The organism is Streptomyces sp. NPDC045998 (assembly GCF_056430285.1).
The window spans coordinates 325,168-348,017 of the sequence record NZ_JBWKLJ010000010.1 but is presented as its reverse complement, the minus strand read 5'-3'; the positions used below and the strand labels follow the sequence as shown (position 1 = coordinate 348,017).

The following is a 22,850-nucleotide window of genomic DNA, read 5'->3' as shown; positions in this document are numbered from 1 at the left end:
GCCGCACCCTACTGACGCCCGCAACCTTCCCCGGCGCCCCCGGCGTCCTCCACGACAACACCGTATGAAAGGCAGGTTCCCGGCATGAGCTTCCTCAGCTGGATCGTCCTCGGGCTGCTGGCCGGAGTCGTCGCCAAGATCCTGCTCCCGGGCCGCGACCCCGGCGGCTTGATCGGCACCACCGTCATCGGCGTCGCGGGCGCCTTCGTCGGCGGCTGGCTGTCGGCCCGCTTCCTGGACCGGCCGATCACCAACGAGTTCTACGACGGAGCCACCTGGGCGGCGGCCATAGGCGGCTCGCTCGTGCTGCTGATCGCCTACCGCATCCTGTTCGGCCACTCCCGCTCGCGCTGAGCCGCCCGACACCCTCAGGAGAGCCCGGTCTCGCGCAGGGTGATGTTCAGCCGTCCCGAGGGAAGCCCCGCCGCCGGGTCGCCCGTGTCCGGGTACACCTTCGGCACCCCGTGGTACGCGAACCGCGAGGGGCCGCCGAAGACGAACAGGTCGCCCGACGCCAGCTCCACGTCCGTGTAGGGCCGCCCACGCGTCTCGGTGTTCCCGAACCGGAAGACGCAACGGTCCCCGATGCTCAGCGACACCACCGGGGCGCCGGACCGCTCCTCCCGGTCCCGGTGCATGCCCATCCGGGCCCCGGGCTCGTAGAAGTTGACCAGCGCGGTGTCCGGGGCGTAGCCGCCGTGCCCGCCCTCGTCCCCGTACGCCGCCACGAGCGCCGCCCGCCCCAGCTCCGCCAGCCAGTCGGGGAACTCCGCCACGCGGGCGCCGTTCACGTCGTCGGCGGTGCGGCTGTAGCGGTACGGCTGCCAGTGCCAGCCCACGCACACCGTGCGGACGGACATGACGCCCCCGCCCGGCAGCACCGTGTGCCGCATCGGCACCGGCCCGCGCGCCCAGCCCCGGCACGCCTCGACCAGCTCCCGCTGCCGCTCCACCGGCAGCCAGCCGGGTAGGTGCACCGCGCCCGGCGCGACCTCCGCCCGTTCACGCCGCAGCGGAAACAACCCGTCGGCCCCGCCGGTCACCGCGCCCGCGCGCCTTCCAGCCCCAGCAGCCGCTCCTTGCGCCCCAGCCCGGCCGCGTACCCGCGCAGCGCCCCGTCCGCGCCGATCACCCGGTGGCAGGGCCGCACCACCAGCAGCGGGTTGCGCCCGATCGCCGTCCCCACGGCCCGCACCCCGGCCCCCGGGGAGCCGACCCGTGCGGCGATCTCGCCGTACGTCACGGTCTCGCCGTACGGGATGTCCTCCAGCGCCCGCCACACCCGCCGCTGGAAGTCCGTGCCGGCCCCGTCGGAGTACGGGATGTCGAAGCGCGTCAGCCGGCCGGCGAAGTACGCCGTGAGCTGCGCCGCGATGCCCTCGAACGCCTCCGGCGCGTGCCGCCACCCGTCCTGGACGACCGCGCCGCCCTTCTGCTCCGGCAGCGAGAGCGAGATCAGCGCCGTACCGGCCCCCTCAGGGCCGGTCTCCTCGCCGACCAGCAGCATCGCGCCGAGCGGCCCGTCGACGTACGCGTACACCGTCATGGCTCGGTCTTCCCTTCCTCGCGCTCGGCCCCCGGCCCGCTCCTGACCGCCGGGCGGGGGCTCCGACCGCCAGTCTGGGCGCGGCACCGGTCCGGCCGCTGGCGGAAATCGGACACGAAGCCCGGGCCGGGTGGCGTCAGCGGCGGCTCAGCGGCGGCTCACGGCGGCTCAGCGGTAGTTCACGAACTGCAGCGCGAAGTCGAAGTCCTGCTGCTTCAGCAGCGCGATCACGGCCTGCAGGTCGTCACGGCTCTTCGAGCTGACCCGCAGCTCGTCGCCCTGCACCTGCGCCTTGACGCCCTTGGGGCCCTCGTCGCGGATGATCTTCGCCACCTTCTTGGCGTTCTCCTGGGAGATGCCCTCCTGGATCGACGCGAAGATCTTGTACTCCTTGCCGGACAGCTGCGGCTCACCGGCGTCCAGCGACTTCAGCGAGATGCCCCGCTTGATCAGCTTGGACTCGAACACGTCGAGGATGGCCTTGACCCGCTCCTCGGAGTTCGCCTGCATCAGGATCTTCTCGCCGGACCAGGAGATGGAGGCCCCGACGTTCTTGAAGTCGTAGCGCTGGGAGATCTCCTTCGCCGCCTGGTTGAGGGCGTTGTCGACCTCCTGCCGCTCGACCTTCGAGACGATGTCGAAACTGGAGTCGGCCATGTCCTGTGGCTCCTTGGGTCGGGTGCGTATCAGTGCCCCCAAAGCCTAGTCACCCTCACCCACCCCACCTGCTGATCAAACCGGTGGCGAAGCACCCGTCGGCATCAGGTATTGTTTACGTCGTTGCCACGGAGCGCCGCCGAGAAGCGGACCTCTCCACGGCGACATCCCATGGCGGTGTGCCCGAGTGGCCAATGGGAGCGGACTGTAAATCCGTCGGCTTAGCCTACCCAGGTTCGAATCCTGGCGCCGCCACTGGAAGAACGGCCCCTGATCTGCGAAAACGCGAGATCAGGGGCCGTTTTCACATGCCCTCGCGCGGCGCGGGCGGCCAGGCGGCGGCCGCGGGCCTCAGTCCGCCAGGCGGAACGCCAGCTCCGTCTCCCATTCGGCCGGATCCGGCTCCTCGCGCGGGTCCGTGCGGTACGACTCGATGCGGCAGCCCCACCGCTCCACGCCGTCCACCACCCGCATGTCCCACTCCAGCCCCTGCTTCCGCGCCCACTCCAACAGGGTCCTCACCGCCGCGAGCAGGCCCTCCGGGTGGCCGACGCGGGTCAGGGTCGCGTAGCGGCCGGCCGGCAGCAGGGCCACGCCGACGTCGCCCTCCGGTTCCGGGGCCGAAGCGACCGGGATGCCCGCCTCCACCTCGCACGCGCCGCCCTCCGCAGCGACCGTGTTGTAGCGGAAGAACGGCGCCCCGGCCCGCGGGATGTCCCGCGCCGCCAGCCACCCCACCAGCTCGGGCAGCCGGTCGGCGACTTCGGCGAAGCGGTCCATCGTCACGGAGCGGCGCAGGAAGACGTACGGCTGCTCGGGCCGCTCCTCCACCACGGGCCCGCGCCGCCCGGGCCCCGCGCCGCTCACTCGCCCGCGATCGCCTTGACGGCGACCGCCACCGGCACCGACCCGCCGACCAGCTCCAGCGTCAGGCCCGCCGTCGCCGGTGTCTCCACCAACTCGGCCAGCACCGCCGCCACGTCGTCGCGCGGCACCGGACCGCGCCCGGTGGACGCCTCCAGCCGCACGAGCCCCGTACCGGCGTCGTTCGTCAGCATGCCGGGCTTGAGGATCGTCCAGTCCAGGCCCGAGCGCGACCGGAGGTCGTCGTCCGCCGCGCCCTTCGCCCGCAGGTAGGCGTCGAAGACCTCGTCCCCCTGCCGCCGCGCGTCCGCGCCCATCGACGAGACGAGCACGAAGCGCCGTACCCCGGCCCGCTCCGCCGCGTCCGCGAAGAGCTGCGCCGCGCCCCGGTCGACGGTGTCCTTGCGCGCGGCGCCGCTGCCCGGCCCGGCGCCGGCCGCGAAGACCGCCGCGTCCGCGCCGCGCAGCACCTCCGCGACCTCGTCGACGGAGGCCGACTCCAGGTCCAGGACGACCGGTTCGGCGCCGGCCTCCCGCACCGCGTCCGCCTGTTCCGGGTCGCGGATGATCCCCGCGGCCTCGTGCCCGCCGGCCGAGAGCAGCCGCTCCAGTCGCAGGGCGATCCGACCGTGTCCTCCAGCGATGACAATGCGCATGCTCTCGACCGTACGACTCCGGAGCCCAAACCGCTCAGGGACGGGCGTCCGGCCGCCCCTGGCGCGGCAGTTCGAGCGCCGCGGCCGAGTCGCAGTACTCCCGCACCGCGCTCGTCCGCGCCACCACCCGCCCCCGGTGCACCACGATCCGGCTGTACGCCAGCGACAGCACGCCCGACAGCCGCTCCCCGCGCACCGCCAGCAGCTCGGCCGGGAAACCCGCTTCCACGCGCACGGCGGGCAGCCCCATCGCCTCCCGCGCGGACCCGCTCACCGCCGCGTACGCCTCGCCCGCGCCCAGCCCGCCCTGCGACGCCAGCAGGTACGCCGCCTCCAGCGGATCGCCCCGCCCCACCGGATTGGCGACGTCCCGCAGCGCCCCGCTGCCCGCCGCCAGCCGCACCCCGGCGGCCCGCAGCAGCCGTACCGGCGCGGCGCCGCGCACCTCCGTCCCCGCGCAGCCGCCCTGCGGCAGGCACACGACCGTCACACCCGCCGCCGCGAGCCGGTCGGCCGCCCGGGCCGCCGCGTCCCGCGGCAGCCGTCCCAGGGCTCCGCAGGGGCCGATGGTGACGCCGGGCCGCATCCCGCCGGCCAGGGCGGCCAGCCGCGCGAGCCGGGCCGGGTCGTCGCCGTCGGTGTGCAGGTCCACGGGGCAGCCGTGCTCGGCCGCCACCTCCAGCACGGCCTCCGCGTACCCGATGGGGTCGGGGTCCAGGTCCGGGCAGCCCCCGACGACGGAGGCGCCCATCTTCACCGCGTCGCGCAGCATCGCCAGCCCGTCCGCGCCCGCCACGCCGGTCAGCAGCCGCGGCACGGCCACCGCCGTCAGGTCGGCCAGCCCGCGCAGCGAGCGGCGCGCCTGGAGGACCGCCTCCAGCGGCCCGAGGCCCTGCACGTCGCCGATCCGGACGTGCGCGCGTACGGCGGTCGCGCCGTGGCCGAGCTGGAGCAGCGCGGCCTCGGTGGCACGCCGCTGGACGTCCTCGGTGGCGTACGACACGGGGCCGGGGGAGTCGGCACTCAGGGCGGTGTCCGCGTGCGCGTGCGGCTCGGCGGGCGCGGGCAGCAGCACGTAGCCGCTCAGATCGACCCGGGCGGTGCCGGCGGCGGGCAGGCTGCCCGCCGTGCCGACGGCCTCGATGCGCCCGCCGGCGAGCCGTACGTCGACGGCCCGGCCGTCGGTGAGGCGGGCGCCGCACAGCAGCAGCGTGGTGGCGTCGGCGGTGGCGCCCTCGGGTGGGTGCGGCTGCTGGCTGTCGGAGGACATCTGGCTCCTCTGGCTCCTGGCGCTTCTGGCGCTCCTGGCGGGGGGCTCGGGCGCGACCCGGACATCGGTCGTCGGTACGCGAGACGCGCAAGATCACGCAGCGTGAGGCGAGCCTAGGGGCCCTTCCGCAGGGCTTCGAGGAGGAGCGCAATAGTCGTACCGGCGTGGGGCGCGAGTGGCGTACGTGGCGGGGGAGTCGGCAGTCGTCGCGTCGCCCGGAATCGGATTTGGGCGAACGGCAGCCGACCGTGTAATGTCTTCATCGCTCGCCCCAATAGCTCAGTCGGCAGAGCGTCTCCATGGTAAGGAGAAGGTCTACGGTTCGATTCCGTATTGGGGCTCTGGTGTCGGTGATCCTCGCCTTCGGGCGAGGGGATCCAGCATCACAGCGGTGTAGCTCAGTCGGTAGAGCAAGCGGCTCATAATCGCTGTGTCACCGGTTCAAGTCCGGTCACCGCTACTTACTGAAAGTAGCCGATTGCAGGGTCGGTCCTTCGATCGGCTACTCTTTCTTGCGTTCACCCGTCCATCCGTCCGTCATAGGAGCACTCACGTGGCTGCCACCGACGTCCGCCCGAAGATCACGCTGGCCTGCGTGGAGTGCAAGGAGCGGAACTACATCACCAAGAAGAACCGGCGTAACAACCCGGACCGTCTTGAGATGAAGAAGCACTGCCCGCGCTGCAACGCGCACACTGCGCACCGCGAAACGCGCTGAATCAGGCTCGTACACGAGGCCGTCCCCACCCGGGGGCGGCCTCGTGTCGTTTGTCACCACAGTCAGCAGGAGCATCAGCAGGAGGTAGCCAGCCCATGGCGCTCGACCAGTCCTTCGTGGGGCGGACCTATCCGCCCACCGCGCCGTACGAGGTCGGCCGGGAAAAGATCCGCGAATTCGCCGAGGCGATCGGTGACGCGAATCCGGCCTACGTCGATACGGAGGCTGCCAAGGCGCTGGGTCACCCCGATGTGATCGCCCCGCCGACTTTCGTGTTCGCCATCACCTTCAAGGCGGCCGGACAGATCATCGAGGACCCGCAGCTGGGCCTGGACTACAGCCGGGTCGTCCACGGCGACCAGAAGTTCGCCTACAGCCGTCCGGTACGCGCGGGGGACCGGCTCTCGGTCACCTCGACCATCGAGGCCATCAAGTCGCTCGCGGGCAACGACATCATGGACGTCCGGGGCGAGGTGCACGACGAGGCGGGCGAGCACGTCGTGACGGCGTGGATCAAGCTGGTGGCGCGGGCCGCCGAGGAGGCGTGAGGCGACGATGACCGCGAAGATCGCATACGACGAGGTCGAGGTCGGCACCGAGCTCCCGGCGCAGAGCTTCCCCGTGACGCGCGCCACGCTGGTGCGGTACGCGGGCGCCTCCGGGGACTTCAACCCGATCCACTGGAACGAGAAGTTCGCCAAGGAGGTCGGCCTGCCGGACGTCATCGCGCACGGCATGTTCACCATGGCCGAGGCGATCCGGGTGGTCACGGACTGGGCCGGCGACCCGGCCGCGGTCGTCGAGTACGGGGTCCGCTTCACCAAGCCGGTCGTGGTCCCCAACGACGACCAGGGCGCCGTGATCGACGTCACGGCGAAGGTCGCCGCGAAGCTGGACGACAACCGTGTGCGGGTCGACCTCACCGCGATGAGCGCGGGCCAGAAGGTCCTCGGCATGTCCCGCGCCGTGGTGCGGCTGGCCTGAGGCCCCGAGGCCCCGAGGCCCCGAGGCCCCGAGGCCCCGAGGCCCTGAGGCCCCAGCCACCTCGCCCCCGGCCCCGGGTGACCAGGGAGCCGGGGGCGAGGTGGCTTCGCTGTCAGCGGCCACCCGTAGTCTTGGGGCCGTGCAGGAACTCCACGACGCCCCCCTCGCCCCGCTGACCACCTTCCGGCTCGGCGGGCCCGCCACCCGCCTCGTCACGGCCACGACCGACGCCGAGGTCGTCGCCGCCGTGCGCGAGGCCGACGCCGCCGGGACGCCGCTGCTGGTCATCGGCGGCGGCTCCAACCTCGTCATCGGCGACAAGGGCTTCGACGGCACCGCCCTGCGCATCGCCACCCAGGGCTTCTCGCTGGACGGCACGCGGCTGGAGCTCGCCGCGGGCGAGGTCTGGTCGGACGCCGTCGCGCGCACCGTCGAGGCCGGCCTCGCGGGCATCGAGTGCCTCGCCGGCATCCCCGGCTCGGCGGGCGCCACGCCGATCCAGAACGTGGGGGCGTACGGCCAGGAGGTCTCCGCCACCATCACCGAGGTCGTCGCGTACGACCGCCGCGCCGGCGAGACCGTGACCATCCCGAACGCCGCGTGCGACTTCTCGTACCGCCACAGCCGCTTCAAGGCGCACCCCGACCGGTTCGTGGTGCTGCGCGTCCGCTTCGAGCTGGAGGACGCGCAGGGCATGAGCGCCCCGATCCGGTACGCCGAGACGGCGCGCGCCCTGGGCGTCGAGCCCGGCGACCGCGTCCCGGCCGCCACCGCGCGCGAGACGGTCCTCAAGCTGCGGGCGGGCAAGGGCATGGTCCTGGACCCCGAGGACCACGACACCTGGTCGGCCGGGTCCTTCTTCACCAACCCGATCCTCGACGAGGCCGCGTACGAGACGTTCCTCACGCGCGTCCACGACCGCCTCGGCCCGGAGGTCACCCCGCCCGCCTTCCCGGCGGGGGAGGGCCGCGTCAAGACGTCGGCGGCCTGGCTGATCGACAAGGCCGGCTTCACCAAGGGCTACGGCTCCGGCCCCGCCCGCATCTCGACCAAGCACACCCTCGCCCTCACCAACCGCGGCGGGGCCACCACCGAGGACCTCCTGGCCCTGGCGCGCGAGGTCGTCGCGGGCGTACGGGACGCCTTCGGCATCACGCTGGTCAACGAACCGGTGACGGTCGGCGTCAGCCTCTGACGGCCCCGCTCGCCGGGTCCGTCACGCTCCCGGGGCGGCCGCGAGCCAGTCGTCGACGCCCGCCAGCAGCTTCGCCCGGACGTCCTCCGGGGCCGCCGAGGCCCGGACCGACTGGCGGGCCAGCTCCGCGAGCTCCTCGTCGGTGAAACCGTGGTGCACGCGCGCGATCTCGTACTGCGCCGCCAGCCGCGAGCCGAACAGCAGCGGGTCGTCCGCGCCCAGCGCCATCGGCACTCCGGCCTCGTACAGCGTCCGCAACGGCACCTGCTCCGGCTTCTCGTAGACGCCCAGCGCCACGTTGGACGCCGGGCACACCTCGCACGTCACGCCCTTCTCGGCCAGCCGCCGCAGCAGCCGCGGATCCTCCGCCGCCCGCACCCCGTGGCCGATGCGCCGCGCCCCCAGGTCGTCCAGGCAGTCCCGTACGGACGCGGGGCCGGTCAGCTCGCCGCCGTGCGGCGCCGCCAGCAGCCCGCCCTCCCGGGCGATCGCGAACGCCCGGTCGAAGTCGCGCGCCAGGCCGCGCCGCTCGTCGTTCGACAGCCCGAACCCGACCACACCGCGGTCCGCGTACCGGACGGCGAGGCGCGCCAGCGTGCGGGCGTCCAGCGGATGCTTCATGCGGTTCGCCGCGACGAGGACGCGCATCCCGAGGCCGGTCTCGCGCGACGCGCTCTCCACCGCGTCCAGGATGATCTCCAGCGTGGGGATCAGCCCGCCCAGCCTCGGCGCGTACGACGTCGGGTCCACCTGGATCTCCAGCCACCCGGACCCGTCCCTGACGTCCTCCTCCGCGGCCTCGCGCACCAGCCGCCGGATGTCCTCCGGCTCGCGCAGGCACGACCGGGCGAGGTCGTACAGCCGCTGGAAGCGGAACCACCCCCGCTCGTCGGTCGCCCGCAGCTTCGGGGGCTCCCCGCCGGTCAGCGCCTCGGGCAGGTGGACGCCGTACTTGTCGGCGAGATCCAGCAGGGTGGCGGGCCGCATCGACCCGGTGAAGTGCAGGTGCAGATGGGCTTTGGGCAGCAGCCGCAGATCTCGTACGTGCTCCATCTGGGGATCTTGCCAAACCGCCACCCCGCGCGGGAGCCCCTTTCCCCGATCGAGTGTTTGCGGGAACGGAAAAGCGGGCCCCCAGCGGGGGCCCGCTTCTTCGGCTTCCGAAAATCCGGAGGTGCCTAGTCGCGTGCTTCCGCCAGCAGCTTCTGCATCCGCGACACACCCTCGACCAGGTCCTCGTCACCCAGCGCGTACGACAGCCGCAGGTAGCCCGGCGTACCGAACGCCTCGCCCGGTACGACCGCGACCTCGGCCTCGTCCAGGATCAGCGCCGCCAGCTCCACCGAGGTTCCGGGGCGCTTGCCGCGGATCTCCTTGCCGAGCAGGCCCTTGACCGACGGGTACACGTAGAACGCGCCCTCCGGCACCGGGCAGACCACGCCGTCGATCTCGTTGAGCATCCGCACGATCGTCTGGCGGCGCCGGTCGAACGCGGTGCGCATCTCGGCGACCGCGTCCAGGCTGCCGGAGACGGCGGCCAGGGCGGCGGCCTGCGCGACGTTGGAGACGTTCGAGGTGGCGTGCGACTGGAGGTTCGTCGCGGCCTTCACCACGTCCTTCGGGCCGATGATCCACCCCACGCGCCAGCCCGTCATGGCGTACGTCTTGGCCACGCCGTTGACGACGATGCACTTGTCGCGCAGCTCCGGCAGGAGGGCCGGCAGCGAGGTGAACGTGGCGTCGCCGTACACCAGGTGCTCGTAGATCTCGTCCGTCAGCACCCACAGGCCGTGCTCGACGGCCCAGCGGCCGATCGCCTCGGCGTCTTCCTTGCTGTAGACGGCGCCGGTCGGGTTGGACGGGGAGACGAACAGGACGACCTTGGTCCGCTCCGTACGGGCCGCCTCCAGCTGCTCCACCGACACCCGGTAGCCGGTGGTCTCGTCGGCGACGACCTCCACCGGGACACCGCCGGCGAGCCGGATGGACTCCGGGTACGTCGTCCAGTACGGCGCCGGGACGATGACCTCGTCGCCCGGGTCGAGGATCGCGGCGAAGGCCTCGTAGATCGCCTGCTTGCCGCCGTTGGTCACCAGGACCTGGGAGGCGTCGATCTCGTAGTCGGAGTCGCGCAGCGTCTTCGCGACGATCGCGGCCTTCAGCTCGGGCAGGCCGCCGGCCGGCGTGTAGCGGTGATACTTCGGGTTGCGGCAGGCCTCGATCGCGGCCTCGACGATGTAGTCCGGCGTCGGGAAGTCGGGCTCACCCGCGCCGAAGCCGATCACCGGGCGGCCGGCGGCCTTGAGGGCCTTGGCCTTGGCGTCGACGGCGAGGGTCGCGGACTCGGAGATCGCGCCGATGCGCGCGGAGACCCGGCGCTCGGTGGGAGGGGTTGCAGCGCTCATGCGGCCCATCGTCCCAGACCCCGGAGGGGCCCGGTACACAGGTTTCGCTGTGCGGACGGACGGTGCGTCAGGGGGTGCCGCGGCCGTGTCCGGGGCTATCTGTTCGACGCGGAGCCGCTGACCACGTACACTCTCTGCTCGTTGGCCCTCACCGACCACATCCGCGGATGCGGTAGGTTGGGGGAGAACGACAAAGGGTCGTAGCTCAATTGGTAGAGCACCGGTCTCCAAAACCGGCGGTTGGGGGTTCAAGTCCCTCCGGCCCTGCTACACACACCGCCAGGATGTGTGCGCAGGTATGTATGTCATTGCACCGCCGTGCGGCTCCACCCGGGCGCGGCACGGCCGACCCGGAATCAGGTGAGAGACGTGACGGACGCCGTAGGCTCCATCGACATGCCTGATGCCGAAGACGAAGCGCCCAAGAAGAACCGCAAGGGCGGCAAGCGCGGCAAGAAGGGCCCGCTGGGCCGTCTCGCGCTCTTCTACCGCCAGATCGTCGCCGAGCTGCGCAAGGTCGTCTGGCCCACGCGCAGCCAGCTGTCGACGTACACCACCGTCGTCATCATTTTCGTCGTCGTCATGATCGGTCTCGTGACCGTGATCGACCTCGGCTTCCAGGAAGCAGTCAAGTACGTCTTCGGCTGATTCCCGCGGAGGGCGCCCACCCCGGCGCCCCTTTTCGCATGTTCCACCCCATCTGTATCCAGGAAGAAGCAGCCACCGTGTCTGACCCGAACCTGAACGAGTCCGCCCAGGACGAGCTCGACGTCGTCGAGGCGGCCGACGAGGACCAGGCGGAAGCTGCGGACGCCGCTGCCGACGAGGCGGCCGAGGACGCCGCGCTCCACGTCGAGGACGAGGACGCGGACGAGGCCGTCGAGGGCGAGGACGACGTCGAGACCGCCGAGGAGGCGGACGAGGAGTCCGAGATCGAGCCCGTCGAGGACGAGGCCGCCGAGGACGACGAGGCCGAGGCCGAGGCCGAGGCCGCCGAGGAGCCCGAGGCTCCGGTCGACCCGGTCGCCGCCCTGCGCGAGGAGCTGCGCGGCCTGCCCGGCGAGTGGTACGTGATCCACACCTACGCGGGCTACGAGAAGCGCGTGAAGGCGAACCTGGAGCAGCGTGCCGTCTCGCTGAACGTCGAGGACTTCATCTACCAGGCCGAGGTGCCCGAGGAAGAGATCGTCCAGATCAAGAACGGCGAGCGCAAGAACGTCAAGCAGAACAAGCTGCCCGGCTACGTGCTCGTCCGCATGGACCTGACGAACGAGTCCTGGGGCGTCGTCCGCAACACCCCCGGTGTCACCGGCTTCGTGGGCAACGCCTACGACCCGTACCCGCTGACCCTGGACGAGATCGTCAAGATGCTCGCCCCGGAGGCCGAGGCCAAGGCCGCCCGCGAGGCCGCCGAGGCCGAGGGCAAGCCGGCTCCGGCCCGCAAGGTCGAGGTCCAGGTGCTGGACTTCGAGGTCGGCGACTCGGTCACCGTCACCGACGGCCCGTTCGCCACGCTCCAGGCCACGATCAACGAGATCAACGCCGACTCGAAGAAGGTCAAGGGCCTCGTCGAGATCTTCGGCCGCGAGACCCCGGTCGAGCTGAGCTTCGACCAGATCCAGAAGAACTAACCCCACAGGTTTCCGGTCAGGTCAGATCAGCTGTCGCAGCTGCTCTGACCTGCTCGGTTTTTGGCCGCACTGCCATACCCGTTATCGTGGTGCGGTATGCCTCCATCCGGATGATCCGGACGGAGGCTGGAAAACTCTCACTAGGACCCGGAGAGAGCAATGCCTCCCAAGAAGAAGAAGGTCACGGGGCTTATCAAGCTCCAGATCCAGGCCGGCGCGGCCAACCCGGCTCCGCCGGTCGGCCCCGCGCTGGGTCAGCACGGCGTCAACATCATGGAGTTCTGCAAGGCCTACAACGCCGCGACCGAGTCGCAGCGTGGCATGGTCGTGCCGGTGGAGATCACGGTCTACGAGGACCGTTCCTTCACCTTCGTCACCAAGACTCCGCCGGCCGCCAAGCTGATCCTCAAGGCCGCGGGTGTGGACAAGGGCTCCGGCGAGCCGCACAAGACCAAGGTCGCCAAGCTGACGCGCGACCAGGTCCGTGACATCGCCACCACCAAGATGCCCGACCTGAACGCCAACGACCTGGACGCCGCCGAGAAGATCATCGCCGGCACCGCCCGTTCCATGGGCATCACGGTCGAGGGCTGATCAGCCCCCTCTTGACCACTGTGGGAGGGCCCGCGCTCGGCCCCGACCACAACTCCACACCTGAACCACAGGAGAAGAAGTGAAGCGCAGCAAGGCTCTCCGCGGCGCGGACGCCAAGGTCGACCGGGAGCGTAACTACGCCCCCCTCGAGGCCGTCCGTATTGCCAAGGACACCTCCGCCACCAAGTTCGACGGCACCGTCGAGGTCGCCTTCCGCCTGGGTGTCGACCCGCGCAAGGCGGACCAGATGGTCCGTGGCACCGTGAACCTTCCGCACGGCACCGGTAAGACCGCCCGGGTCCTGGTCTTCGCGACCGGTGACCGTGCTGCGGCCGCGGAGGCCGCGGGCGCCGACATCGTCGGCTCCGACGAACTGATCGACGAGGTCGCGAAGGGCCGTCTGGACTTCGACGCCGTCGTCGCCACCCCGGACCTCATGGGCAAGGTCGGCCGCCTCGGCCGCGTCCTCGGCCCCCGTGGTCTGATGCCGAACCCGAAGACCGGCACCGTCACGATGGACGTCGCCAAGGCCGTCACCGACATCAAGGGCGGCAAGATCGAGTTCCGTGTCGACAAGCACGCGAACCTGCACTTCATCATCGGCAAGGTCTCCTTCGACGAGACCAAGCTGGTCGAGAACTACGCCGCCGCGCTGGAGGAGATCCTCCGTCTGAAGCCGTCGGCCGCCAAGGGCCGCTACATCAAGAAGGCGACCCTGAGCACCACGATGGGCCCCGGCATCCCGCTGGACCCGAACCGCACCCGCAACCTCCTCGTCGAGGAGGACCCGGCCGCCGTCTGATCCTGACGGCCGTCGCGGGTCTCGCGTACGCAGAAGCCGGCCCCCGTCGCTCTCCGGAGCGGCGGGGGCCGGTTTTTTCGGCTTCCGGAGCCGGGCACCTGTCAGCCGTTCGGCCCGATTTGCTTGACGAGGGGCCATTCGCGTACGCTTCCGAGGAAGCCAAAGACCGCTGGTCGTTGCCGTGCCCTCGCGAGGGGTCCGGTGGCCGAAGGATCCGCTAGCTGCGGACGACCCGCGCAGGTGACTGTGGATGAACTCCTGGATGCCGCTCTTCGTGAGCGCAGCCGGTTGAGTCACGCCCCGTGCGCCTGCGCCGGGGCGTTTCGTTTTGCCCAGTCTCCTTCCTTCAGCCCACGCGGTCCGAATCACCCGGAAGGAGGCCGAGGCTCATGGCGAGGCCCGACAAGTCTGCTGCGGTTGCCGAGCTGACGGACAAGTTCCGCAGCTCGAACGCCGCCGTGCTGACCGAGTACCGCGGTCTCACCGTGGCACAGCTCAAGCAGCTGCGCCGTTCGCTCGGTGAGAACGCCCAGTACGCCGTGGTGAAGAACACGCTGACCAAGATTGCGGCCAACGAGGCCGGGATCACCTCGCTCGACGACCAGTTCGCTGGTCCGACGGCGGTTGCCTTCATCACCGGTGACCCGGTGGAGTCGGCGAAGGGTCTTCGTGACTTCGCCAAGGAGAACCCCAACCTGATCATCAAGGGCGGTGTCCTTGATGGCAAGGCGCTCTCCGCCGATGAGATCAAGAAGCTCGCGGACCTCGAGTCCCGCGAGGTTCTGCTCGCCAAGCTGGCGGGCGCCATGAAGGGCAAGCAGTCCCAGACTGCCGCGCTCTTCCAGGCGCTTCCCTCGAAGTTCGTCCGCACCGCGGAGGCGCTTCGTGCCAAGCAGGCCGAGCAGGGCGGTGCCGAGTAATTCGGCTCGCGCATTGATCGTGGCCCCCTAGGGGCGACGGTCGCAGCGGGCCCAACGTACGCCCGCCTCACATGTACACCCGGCACCAGCCGATTTAGTGGAAGGACCGCCATCATGGCGAAGCTGTCTCAGGAAGACCTGCTCGCGCAGTTCGAGGAGATGACCCTCATCGAGCTCTCCGAGTTCGTGAAGGCGTTCGAGGAGAAGTTCGACGTCACCGCCGCCGCCCCGGTCGCCGTTGCCGCCGCCGGTGGTGCCGCTGGTGGCGCCGCCGCCGAGGCCGTCGAGGAGAAGGACGAGTTCGACGTCATCCTCACCGGCGCCGGCGACAAGAAGATCCAGGTCATCAAGGTCGTGCGTGAGCTGACCTCCCTGGGCCTGAAGGAGGCCAAGGACCTCGTCGACGGCACCCCGAAGCCGGTCCTCGAGAAGGTCAACAAGGAGCAGGCCGACAAGGCTGCCGAGTCCCTCAAGGCCGCCGGCGCGGCTGTCGAGGTCAAGTGACCTTGCGGGTCTCCTGACTCGTTCTGACGCCCCTCAGGGGCGTTTCGAAGGGCGATCACCCAGCCGGGTGGTCGCCCTTCGGCGTACCCGCGGTGCCTGTCTTGCGCTGAGCCCCACGGAGAGTATGGTGATCTTCGCCGTGCGCCCCGCTCACCCGGGGGCCTTGACGAACCGCACGCCGCGCGCAATTCTCAGGACGCGTCGTCACAACGATCCGGATCCGAGGCATGGATCGACGGGCGAACGGGCAGTATCGATGTGCGCCGACAGCGCGAGGTGCCGTGGAGTTGAGAAGAACGAGGGTCGCGATTTACTCGCCCTGGACATCAGTGGGCCAAGTGGCTACACTGACCCTTTGCGCTGCCTGTTAGCTGCTCCCTGCCCGTCACCAGGGGCATACCCTCGCAAGAGCACAGAGACCGAACGTCCTGACCAGGCCTTTTGGCTGAATCAGGGAAATTCGTCCTCGTGTCCTGTGAGGGACCGGTACGCGCGTAGTGAGTCCGAGCCCTCGGAAGGACCCCCTCTTGGCCGCCTCGCGCAACGCCTCGACCGCGAATACGAACAACGGCGCAAGCACCGCCCCGCTGCGCATCTCCTTTGCAAAGATCAAGGAGCCCCTCGAGGTTCCGAACCTCCTCGCGCTGCAGACCGAGAGCTTTGACTGGCTGCTCGGCAACGCCGCCTGGAAGGCTCGTGTCGAGGCGGCTCTGGAGTCCGGACAGGACGTCCCCACCAAGTCCGGTCTGGAGGAGATCTTCGAGGAGATCTCGCCGATCGAGGACTTCTCCGGGTCGATGTCGCTGACCTTCCGCGACCACCGCTTCGAGCCTCCGAAGAACTCCATCGACGAGTGCAAGGAGCGCGACTTCACGTACGCCGCGCCGCTCTTCGTCACGGCCGAGTTCACCAACAACGAGACCGGCGAGATCAAGTCCCAGACGGTCTTCATGGGCGACTTCCCGCTCATGACCAACAAGGGCACCTTCGTCATCAACGGCACCGAGCGTGTCGTGGTGTCGCAGCTCGTGCGCTCGCCGGGTGTGTACTTCGACTCCTCCATCGACAAGACGTCCGACAAGGACATCTTCTCCGCCAAGATCATCCCGTCCCGGGGTGCCTGGCTGGAGATGGAGATCGACAAGCGCGACATGGTCGGTGTCCGCATCGACCGCAAGCGCAAGCAGTCCGTGACCGTCCTCCTCAAGGCGCTCGGCTGGACCACCGAGCAGATCCTGCAGGAGTTCGGCGAGTACGAGTCCATGCGCGCCACCCTGGAGAAGGACCACACCCAGGGCCAGGACGACGCGCTGCTCGACATCTACCGCAAGCTGCGCCCGGGCGAGCCGCCGACGCGCGAGGCCGCCCAGACGCTTCTGGAGAACCTCTACTTCAACCCGAAGCGTTACGACCTGGCCAAGGTCGGCCGCTACAAGGTCAACAAGAAGCTGGGTGCGGACGAGCCGCTGGACGCCGGCGTCCTGACCGTCGACGACATCATCGCGACGATCAAGTACCTGGTGAAGCTCCACGCGGGCGAGACCGAGACCGTCGGTGAGAACGGCTCGACCATCGTGGTCGAGACGGACGACATCGACCACTTCGGCAACCGCCGTCTGCGCAACGTCGGCGAGCTCATCCAGAACCAGGTCCGCACGGGTCTGGCTCGTATGGAGCGCGTCGTGCGCGAGCGCATGACGACCCAGGACGTCGAGGCGATCACGCCGCAGACCCTGATCAACATCCGGCCGGTCGTCGCCTCCATCAAGGAGTTCTTCGGCACCAGCCAGCTGTCGCAGTTCATGGACCAGAACAACCCGCTGTCCGGGCTGACGCACAAGCGTCGTCTGTCCGCGCTCGGCCCGGGTGGTCTGTCCCGTGAGCGGGCCGGCTTCGAGGTCCGAGACGTGCACCCGTCCCACTACGGACGCATGTGCCCGATCGAGACCCCCGAAGGCCCGAACATCGGTCTGATCGGTTCGCTCGCCTCGTACGGCCGCGTCAACGCGTTCGGCTTCGTCGAGACCCCGTACCGCAAGGTCGTCGAGGGCCAGGTCACCGACGAGGTGGACTACCTGACCGCCGACGAGGAGGACCGCTTCGTCATCGCCCAGGCCAACGCGCCGCTGACCGACGAGCTCCGGTTCGCCGAGGCCCGCGTGCTGGTCCGCCGCCGTGGCGGCGAGGTCGACTACGTCGCGCCCGACGACGTGGACTACATGGACGTCTCGCCGCGCCAGATGGTGTCGGTCGCGACCGCCATGATCCCGTTCCTCGAGCACGACGACGCCAACCGTGCCCTCATGGGCGCGAACATGATGCGCCAGGCCGTTCCGCTCATCAAGGCGGAGGCCCCGCTCGTCGGCACCGGCATGGAGTACCGCTGTGCCACCGACGCCGGCGACGTCGTCAAGGCGGAGAAGGACGGTGTGATCCAGGAGCTCTCCGCGGACTACATCACCGTCGCCAACGACGACGGCACGTACATCACGTACCGCCTGGCCAAGTTCGCCCGCTCCAACCAGGGCACCTCGGTCAACCAGAAGGTCGTCGTCTCCGAGGGCGACCGGGTCGTCGAGGGCCAGGTCCTCGCCGACGGTCCGGCCACCGAGAACGGCGAGATGGCGCTGGGCAAGAACCTGCTCGTGGCGTTCATGCCGTGGGAGGGTCACAACTACGAGGACGCGATCATCCTGTCGCAGCGCCTCGTGCAGGACGACGTCCTCTCCTCGATCCACATCGAGGAGCACGAGGTCGACGCCCGTGACACCAAGCTCGGCCCCGAGGAGATCACCCGGGACATCCCGAACGTCTCCGAGGAGGTCCTCGCCGACCTCGACGAGCGCGGCATCATCCGCATCGGTGCCGAGGTCGTCGCCGGCGACATCCTCGTCGGCAAGGTCACGCCCAAGGGTGAGACCGAGCTGACCCCCGAGGAGCGCCTGCTCCGCGCGATCTTCGGTGAGAAGGCGCGTGAGGTCCGTGACACCTCGCTGAAGGTGCCGCACGGCGAGACCGGCAAGGTCATCGGCGTCCGCGTCTTCGACCGCGAGGAGGGCGACGAGCTTCCCCCCGGTGTGAACCAGCTGGTGCGCGTGTACGTCGCGCAGAAGCGCAAGATCACCGACGGTGACAAGCTCGCCGGCCGCCACGGCAACAAGGGCGTCATCTCCAAGATCCTGCCGATCGAGGACATGCCGTTCCTGGAGGACGGCACCCCGGTCGACATCATCCTCAACCCGCTGGGTGTCCCGTCCCGAATGAACCCGGGACAGGTCCTGGAGATCCACCTCGGCTGGCTCGCCAGCCGCGGCTGGGACGTCTCCGGCCTCGCGGACGAGTGGGCGCAGCGCCTGCAGGCCATCGGCGCCGACAAGGTCGAGCCCGGCACCAACGTCGCCACCCCCGTCTTCGACGGTGCGCGTGAGGACGAGCTGGCCGGTCTGCTGCAGCACACCATCCCGAACCGCGACGGGGACCGCATGGTGCTCCCGACCGGTAAGGCGCGCCTGTTCGACGGCCGCTCCGGCGAGCCGTTCCCGGACCCGATCTCCGTCGGGTACATGTACATCCTCAAGCTCCACCACCTGGTCGACGACAAGCTGCACGCGCGCTCGACCGGTCCGTACTCGATGATCACCCAGCAGCCGCTGGGTGGTAAGGCTCAGTTCGGTGGCCAGCGCTTCGGTGAGATGGAGGTGTGGGCGCTGGAGGCTTACGGCGCCGCGTACGCCCTCCAGGAGCTGCTGACCATCAAGTCCGACGACGTCACCGGCCGCGTGAAGGTCTACGAGGCGATCGTCAAGGGCGAGAACATTCCCGAGCCCGGCATCCCGGAGTCCTTCAAGGTGCTCATCAAGGAGATGCAGTCCCTGTGCCTCAACGTGGAGGTGCTGTCCTCGGACGGCATGTCCATCGAGATGCGCGACACCGACGAGGACGTCTTCCGCGCTGCGGAAGAGCTTGGCATCGACCTGTCCCGGCGCGAGCCGAGCAGCGTCGAAGAGGTCTGACGGGTCTGGTCGGGGCCTCCTCGTGAGGTCCCGGACCCTCCCCCCGGACCCTCCCCCTACGCCCTGGCGGGCGTGGGGGGCCCATCAGACCATGATTGAGACTCAAACCCTGAGAGGGATTGACGCATAGTGCTCGACGTCAACTTCTTCGACGAGCTGCGGATCGGCCTGGCCACCGCGGACGACATCCGTCAGTGGTCCCACGGCGAGGTCAAGAAGCCGGAGACCATCAACTACCGCACCCTGAAGCCCGAAAAGGACGGACTCTTCTGCGAGAAGATCTTCGGTCCGACCCGGGACTGGGAGTGCTACTGCGGCAAGTACAAGCGCGTCCGCTTCAAGGGCATCATCTGTGAGCGGTGTGGCGTCGAGGTCACCCGCGCCAAGGTGCGCCGTGAGCGGATGGGCCACATCGAGCTGGCCGCTCCCGTCACTCACATCTGGTACTTCAAGGGCGTCCCGTCCCGCCTGGGCTACCTGCTGGACCTCGCCCCGAAGGACCTCGAGAAGGTCATCTACTTCGCGGCGTACATGATCACGTACGTCGACGAGGAGCGCCGCACGCGCGACCTGCCGTCGCTGGAGGCCCACGTCTCCGTCGAGCGCCAGCAGATCGAGCAGCGCCGTGACGCCGACCTCGAGGCCCGCGCCAAGAAGCTCGAGACCGACCTGGCCGAGCTGGAGGCCGAGGGCGCCAAGGCCGACGTGCGCCGCAAGGTGCGCGAGGGCGCCGAGCGCGAGATGAAGCAGCTGCGCGACCGCGCCCAGCGCGAGATCGACCGTCTCGACGAGGTGTGGAGCCGCTTCAAGAACCTCAAGGTCCAGGACCTGGAGGGCGACGAGCTGCTCTACCGCGAGCTGCGCGACCGCTTCGGCACGTACTTCGACGGTTCGATGGGTGCCGCGGCGCTGCAGAAGCGCCTGGAGTCCTTCGACCTCGAGGAGGAGGCCGAGCGCCTCCGCGAGATCATCCGTACCGGCAAGGGCCAGAAGAAGACCCGTGCGCTCAAGCGCCTCAAGGTCGTCTCCGCCTTCCTGCAGACCAGCAACAGCCCCAAGGGCATGGTGCTGGACTGCGTGCCGGTGATCCCGCCGGACCTGCGTCCGATGGTGCAGCTGGACGGTGGCCGCTTCGCGACCTCCGACCTGAACGACCTGTACCGCCGCGTCATCAACCGCAACAACCGCCTCAAGCGTCTCCTTGACCTCGGTGCCCCCGAGATCATCGTGAACAACGAGAAGCGGATGCTGCAGGAGGCCGTCGACGCGCTGTTCGACAACGGCCGCCGCGGCCGCCCGGTCACCGGTCCCGGTAACCGCCCGCTGAAGTCCCTCAGCGACATGCTGAAGGGCAAGCAGGGTCGCTTCCGTCAGAACCTGCTCGGTAAGCGAGTCGACTACTCGGCGCGTTCCGTCATCGTCGTCGGCCCGCAGCTGAAGCTGCACCAGTGCGGTCTGCCCAAGGCCATGGCGCTGGAGCTCTTCAAGCCGTTCGTGATGAAGCGCCTGGTCGACCTGAACCACGCGCAGAACATCAAGTCGGCCAAGCGCATGGTCGAGCGCGGCCGCACCGTCGTGTACGACGTCCTCGAAGAGGTCATCGCCGAGCACCCGGTGCTGCTGAACCGTGCGCCCACGCTGCACCGCCTCGGCATCCAGGCCTTCGAGCCGCAGCTGGTCGAGGGCAAGGCCATCCAGATCCACCCGCTCGTCTGCACCGCGTTCAACGCGGACTTCGACGGTGACCAGATGGCCGTGCACCTGCCGCTCTCCGCGGAGGCGCAGGCCGAGGCCCGCATCCTGATGCTGTCCTCGAACAACATCCTCAAGCCGGCCGACGGCCGTCCGGTCACCATGCCGACCCAGGACATGGTGCTGGGCCTCTTCTTCCTCACCACGGACGAGGAGGAGCGCGAGGTCAAGGGTGAGGGCCGCGCCTTCAACTCCACCGCCGAGGCGATCATGGCCTTCGACATGGGCGAGCTCTCGCTCCAGGCGAAGGTCGACATCCGCTTCCCGATCGGCACCGTCCCGCCGCGTGGCTGGACCCCGCCGGTCGCCGAAGAGGGTGAGCCCGAGTGGCAGCAGGGTGACTCGTTCCGTCTGCGGACGACCCTGGGCCGCGCGCTCTTCAACGAGCTGCTGCCCGAGGACTACCCGTTCGTCGACTACTCGGTCGGCAAGAAGCAGCTCTCCGAGATCGTCAACGACCTCGCCGAGCGCTACCCCAAGGTCATCGTGGCGGCGACGCTCGACAACCTGAAGGCGGCCGGCTTCTACTGGGCGACCCGTTCCGGCGTCACCGTGGCCATCTCCGACGTCGTCGTTCCCGAGGCGAAGAAGGAGATCGTCAAGGGCTACGAGGAGCAGGACGAGAAGGTCCAGAAGCAGTACGAGCGCGGTCTGATCACCAAGGAAGAGCGCACGCAGGAGCTCATCGCGATCTGGACCAAGGCGACCAACGAGGTCGCCGAGGCGATGAACGCGAACTTCCCCAAGACCAACCCCATCTTCATGATGGTTGACTCGGGTGCCCGAGGAAACATGATGCAGATGCGGCAGATCGCCGGTATGCGTGGTCTGGTGTCGAACGCGAAGAACGAGACCATCCCGCGTCCGATCAAGGCGTCCTTCCGTGAGGGCCTGTCCGTGCTGGAGTACTTCATCTCCACCCACGGTGCCCGTAAGGGTCTGGCCGACACCGCCCTGCGTACCGCCGACTCGGGTTACCTCACCCGTCGTCTGGTGGACGTCTCGCAGGACGTCATCATCCGCGAGGAGGACTGCGGCACCGAGCGCGGTCTCAAGCTGCGGATCGCCGAGCGCGGCGAGGACGGCGTGCTGCGCAAGACGGACGACGTCGAGACGTCCGTGTACGCGCGGATGCTCGCCGAGGACGTCGTGGTGGACGGCAAGGTCATCGCGCCGGCCAACGTCGACCTGGGTGACGTGCTCATCGACGCCCTGGTCAACGCGGGCGTCGAGGAGGTCAAGACCCGTTCGGTCCTGACCTGTGAGTCCGCGGTCGGCACCTGTGCCTTCTGCTACGGCCGTTCGCTGGCCACCGGCAAGCTGGTCGACATCGGTGAGGCGGTCGGCATCATCGCCGCCCAGTCCATCGGTGAGCCCGGTACCCAGCTGACGATGCGTACCTTCCACACCGGTGGTGTGGCCGGTGACGACATCACCCAGGGTCTGCCCCGTGTCGTCGAGCTCTTCGAGGCCCGTACGCCGAAGGGTGTCGCCCCGATCTCCGAGGCCTCCGGCCGCGTGCGGATCGAGGAGACGGAGAAGACGAAGAAGATCGTCGTCACCCCGGACGACGGCAGCGACGAGACGGCCTACCCGATCTCGAAGCGCGCCAAGGTCCTGGTCTCCGAGGGCGACCACGTCGAGGTGGGCCAGAAGCTCACCGCGGGTGCCACCAACCCGCACGACGTGCTGCGCATCCTGGGTCAGCGTGCCGTCCAGGTCCACCTGGTCGGCGAGGTCCAGAAGGTGTACAACTCGCAGGGCGTGTCGATCCACGACAAGCACATCGAGATCATCATCCGGCAGATGCTGCGCCGCGTGACGATCATCGAGTCCGGCGACGCGGAGCTGCTGCCGGGCGAGCTCGTCGAGCGGTCGAAGTTCGAGTCCGAGAACCGTCGTGTGGTCCAGGAAGGCGGCCACCCGGCCTCCGGCCGTCCGCAGCTGATGGGTATCACCAAGGCGTCGCTGGCGACGGAGTCGTGGCTGTCCGCGGCCTCCTTCCAGGAGACGACCAGGGTCCTGACGGACGCGGCGATCAACGCCAAGTCCGACTCCCTGATCGGCCTCAAGGAGAACGTCATCATCGGTAAGCTCATCCCGGCCGGTACGGGTCTGTCCCGCTACCGCAACATCCGGGTCGAGCCGACCGAGGAGGCCAAGGCCGCGATGTACTCGGCCGTCGGCTACGACGACATCGACTACTCGCCGTTCGGCACGGGCTCCGGCCAGGCCGTTCCGCTGGAGGACTACGACTACGGTCCGTACAACCAGTAAGAGTTGTTGATCGAAGGGCGGCCATCCCGTTGCGTACGGGGTGGCCGCCCTTCGGCGTTTCC

The 22,850-nt window shown here is 69.4% G+C and carries 21 protein-coding genes and 4 tRNA genes; 17 read left to right on the top strand and 8 right to left on the bottom strand.

Going from position 1 to position 22,850, the window contains the following annotated elements:
* The first annotated feature begins 84 nt into the window (after nt 1-84).
* Entirely contained in the window at nt 85-354 is a 270-nt protein-coding gene (locus AC07FJ_RS28420; RefSeq protein WP_479052109.1) for a GlsB/YeaQ/YmgE family stress response membrane protein, read from the top strand.
* Nucleotides 355-368: 14 nt separating this feature from the next.
* On the opposite strand, the gene AC07FJ_RS28415 is transcribed toward AC07FJ_RS28420, so the two are convergent.
* From AC07FJ_RS28415 to AC07FJ_RS28405, 3 genes are all read right to left on the bottom strand, one after another.
* Entirely contained in the window at nt 369-1,043 is a 675-nt protein-coding gene (locus AC07FJ_RS28415) for an alpha-ketoglutarate-dependent dioxygenase AlkB family protein (RefSeq protein ID WP_479052108.1), read from the bottom strand.
* Complete coding sequence (locus AC07FJ_RS28410) at nt 1,040-1,546, bottom strand: methylated-DNA--[protein]-cysteine S-methyltransferase (RefSeq protein ID WP_479052107.1); 507 nt, start codon at nt 1,544-1,546, stop codon at nt 1,040-1,042. Before AC07FJ_RS28410 ends, AC07FJ_RS28415 begins: the two co-directional genes overlap by 4 nt.
* A 168-nt stretch (nt 1,547-1,714) precedes the next feature.
* Complete coding sequence (locus AC07FJ_RS28405; protein ID WP_361421577.1) at nt 1,715-2,203, bottom strand: YajQ family cyclic di-GMP-binding protein; 489 nt, start codon at nt 2,201-2,203, stop codon at nt 1,715-1,717.
* 173 nt (nt 2,204-2,376) lie between these two features.
* On the opposite strand from AC07FJ_RS28405, the gene AC07FJ_RS28400 reads away from it, so the two are divergent.
* Nucleotides 2,377-2,458 (top strand) — tRNA-Tyr (locus AC07FJ_RS28400).
* Between the two features lie 96 nt (nt 2,459-2,554).
* On the opposite strand, the gene AC07FJ_RS28395 is transcribed toward AC07FJ_RS28400, so the two are convergent.
* The 3 genes from AC07FJ_RS28395 to AC07FJ_RS28385 are packed head-to-tail and all read right to left on the bottom strand — an operon-like array spanning nt 2,555 to nt 4,993.
* A complete protein-coding gene (locus tag AC07FJ_RS28395; protein WP_479052106.1) occupies nt 2,555-3,070 on the bottom strand; it encodes a GyrI-like domain-containing protein in 516 nt (171 codons plus the stop codon).
* The gene (locus AC07FJ_RS28390) at nt 3,067-3,723 is read right to left on the bottom strand and encodes an SDR family oxidoreductase (RefSeq protein WP_479052105.1); all 657 of its coding nucleotides are present in this window, start codon (nt 3,721-3,723) and stop codon (nt 3,067-3,069) included. Before AC07FJ_RS28390 ends, AC07FJ_RS28395 begins: the two co-directional genes overlap by 4 nt.
* A 34-nt stretch (nt 3,724-3,757) precedes the next feature.
* Nucleotides 3,758-4,993, bottom strand: coding sequence for an amidohydrolase family protein (locus AC07FJ_RS28385; RefSeq protein ID WP_479052104.1), 1,236 nt, complete (start codon nt 4,991-4,993; stop codon nt 3,758-3,760).
* Between the two features lie 268 nt (nt 4,994-5,261).
* Here AC07FJ_RS28385 and AC07FJ_RS28380 point away from each other — a divergent pair.
* The 6 genes from AC07FJ_RS28380 (at nt 5,262) to AC07FJ_RS28355 (ending at nt 7,890) form a co-directional block, all read left to right on the top strand.
* A tRNA-Thr gene (locus AC07FJ_RS28380) sits at nt 5,262-5,334 on the top strand.
* Between the two features lie 46 nt (nt 5,335-5,380).
* Nucleotides 5,381-5,453: transfer RNA gene (locus AC07FJ_RS28375), tRNA-Met, on the top strand.
* Nucleotides 5,454-5,546: 93 nt separating this feature from the next.
* A complete protein-coding gene (gene rpmG, locus AC07FJ_RS28370; RefSeq protein WP_003948671.1) occupies nt 5,547-5,711 on the top strand; it encodes a 50S ribosomal protein L33 in 165 nt (54 codons plus the stop codon).
* A gap of 95 nt (nt 5,712-5,806) precedes the next feature.
* A complete protein-coding gene (locus AC07FJ_RS28365) occupies nt 5,807-6,259 on the top strand; it encodes a MaoC family dehydratase N-terminal domain-containing protein (RefSeq protein ID WP_356645128.1) in 453 nt (150 codons plus the stop codon).
* Nucleotides 6,260-6,266: 7 nt separating this feature from the next.
* The gene (locus AC07FJ_RS28360; protein WP_479052103.1) at nt 6,267-6,695 is read left to right on the top strand and encodes a MaoC family dehydratase; all 429 of its coding nucleotides are present in this window, start codon (nt 6,267-6,269) and stop codon (nt 6,693-6,695) included.
* Between the two features lie 100 nt (nt 6,696-6,795).
* Entirely contained in the window at nt 6,796-7,890 is a 1,095-nt protein-coding gene (locus AC07FJ_RS28355) for a UDP-N-acetylmuramate dehydrogenase (protein ID WP_479052102.1), read from the top strand.
* 21 nt (nt 7,891-7,911) lie between these two features.
* Here the strand turns inward: AC07FJ_RS28355 and AC07FJ_RS28350 are convergent, their stop codons facing one another.
* Nucleotides 7,912-8,943, bottom strand: coding sequence for an adenosine deaminase (locus tag AC07FJ_RS28350; protein WP_361421558.1), 1,032 nt, complete (start codon nt 8,941-8,943; stop codon nt 7,912-7,914).
* Nucleotides 8,944-9,068: 125 nt separating this feature from the next.
* Nucleotides 9,069-10,295 (bottom strand): pyridoxal phosphate-dependent aminotransferase, encoded by a 1,227-nt coding sequence (locus AC07FJ_RS28345; protein WP_479052101.1) that lies wholly within the window; start codon nt 10,293-10,295, stop codon nt 9,069-9,071.
* Nucleotides 10,296-10,489: 194 nt separating this feature from the next.
* Here AC07FJ_RS28345 and AC07FJ_RS28340 point away from each other — a divergent pair.
* The 9 genes from AC07FJ_RS28340 (at nt 10,490) to AC07FJ_RS28300 (ending at nt 22,788) form a co-directional block, all read left to right on the top strand.
* Nucleotides 10,490-10,562 (top strand) — tRNA-Trp (locus tag AC07FJ_RS28340).
* A gap of 102 nt (nt 10,563-10,664) precedes the next feature.
* On the top strand, nt 10,665-10,943 hold the full coding sequence (gene secE, locus AC07FJ_RS28335) for a preprotein translocase subunit SecE (RefSeq protein ID WP_355366709.1): 279 nt from the start codon (nt 10,665-10,667) through the stop codon (nt 10,941-10,943).
* Nucleotides 10,944-11,020: 77 nt separating this feature from the next.
* Nucleotides 11,021-11,926 (top strand): transcription termination/antitermination protein NusG, encoded by a 906-nt coding sequence (gene nusG / locus AC07FJ_RS28330; protein ID WP_479052100.1) that lies wholly within the window; start codon nt 11,021-11,023, stop codon nt 11,924-11,926.
* A 159-nt stretch (nt 11,927-12,085) separates the two neighbouring features.
* Nucleotides 12,086-12,520, top strand: a complete 435-nt coding sequence (gene rplK / locus AC07FJ_RS28325; RefSeq protein WP_003956479.1) for a 50S ribosomal protein L11 — start codon at nt 12,086-12,088, stop codon at nt 12,518-12,520.
* Nucleotides 12,521-12,599: 79 nt separating this feature from the next.
* A complete protein-coding gene (gene rplA / locus AC07FJ_RS28320) occupies nt 12,600-13,322 on the top strand; it encodes a 50S ribosomal protein L1 (RefSeq protein WP_479052099.1) in 723 nt (240 codons plus the stop codon).
* A 389-nt stretch (nt 13,323-13,711) separates the two neighbouring features.
* Entirely contained in the window at nt 13,712-14,242 is a 531-nt protein-coding gene (gene rplJ / locus AC07FJ_RS28315; RefSeq protein ID WP_361421544.1) for a 50S ribosomal protein L10, read from the top strand.
* Between the two features lie 114 nt (nt 14,243-14,356).
* Nucleotides 14,357-14,746 carry a 50S ribosomal protein L7/L12 gene (gene rplL, locus AC07FJ_RS28310; protein ID WP_361421541.1) on the top strand — a complete coding sequence of 130 codons (390 nt, stop codon included), beginning with the start codon at nt 14,357-14,359 and terminating at the stop codon, nt 14,744-14,746.
* A gap of 527 nt (nt 14,747-15,273) precedes the next feature.
* Nucleotides 15,274-18,759 (top strand): DNA-directed RNA polymerase subunit beta, encoded by a 3,486-nt coding sequence (gene rpoB / locus AC07FJ_RS28305; protein ID WP_355366724.1) that lies wholly within the window; start codon nt 15,274-15,276, stop codon nt 18,757-18,759.
* 129 nt (nt 18,760-18,888) lie between these two features.
* Nucleotides 18,889-22,788: a DNA-directed RNA polymerase subunit beta' gene (locus AC07FJ_RS28300; protein ID WP_479052098.1), complete on the top strand. Its 3,900-nt coding sequence runs from the start codon at nt 18,889-18,891 to the stop codon at nt 22,786-22,788.
* Nucleotides 22,789-22,850 lie beyond the last annotated feature (62 nt).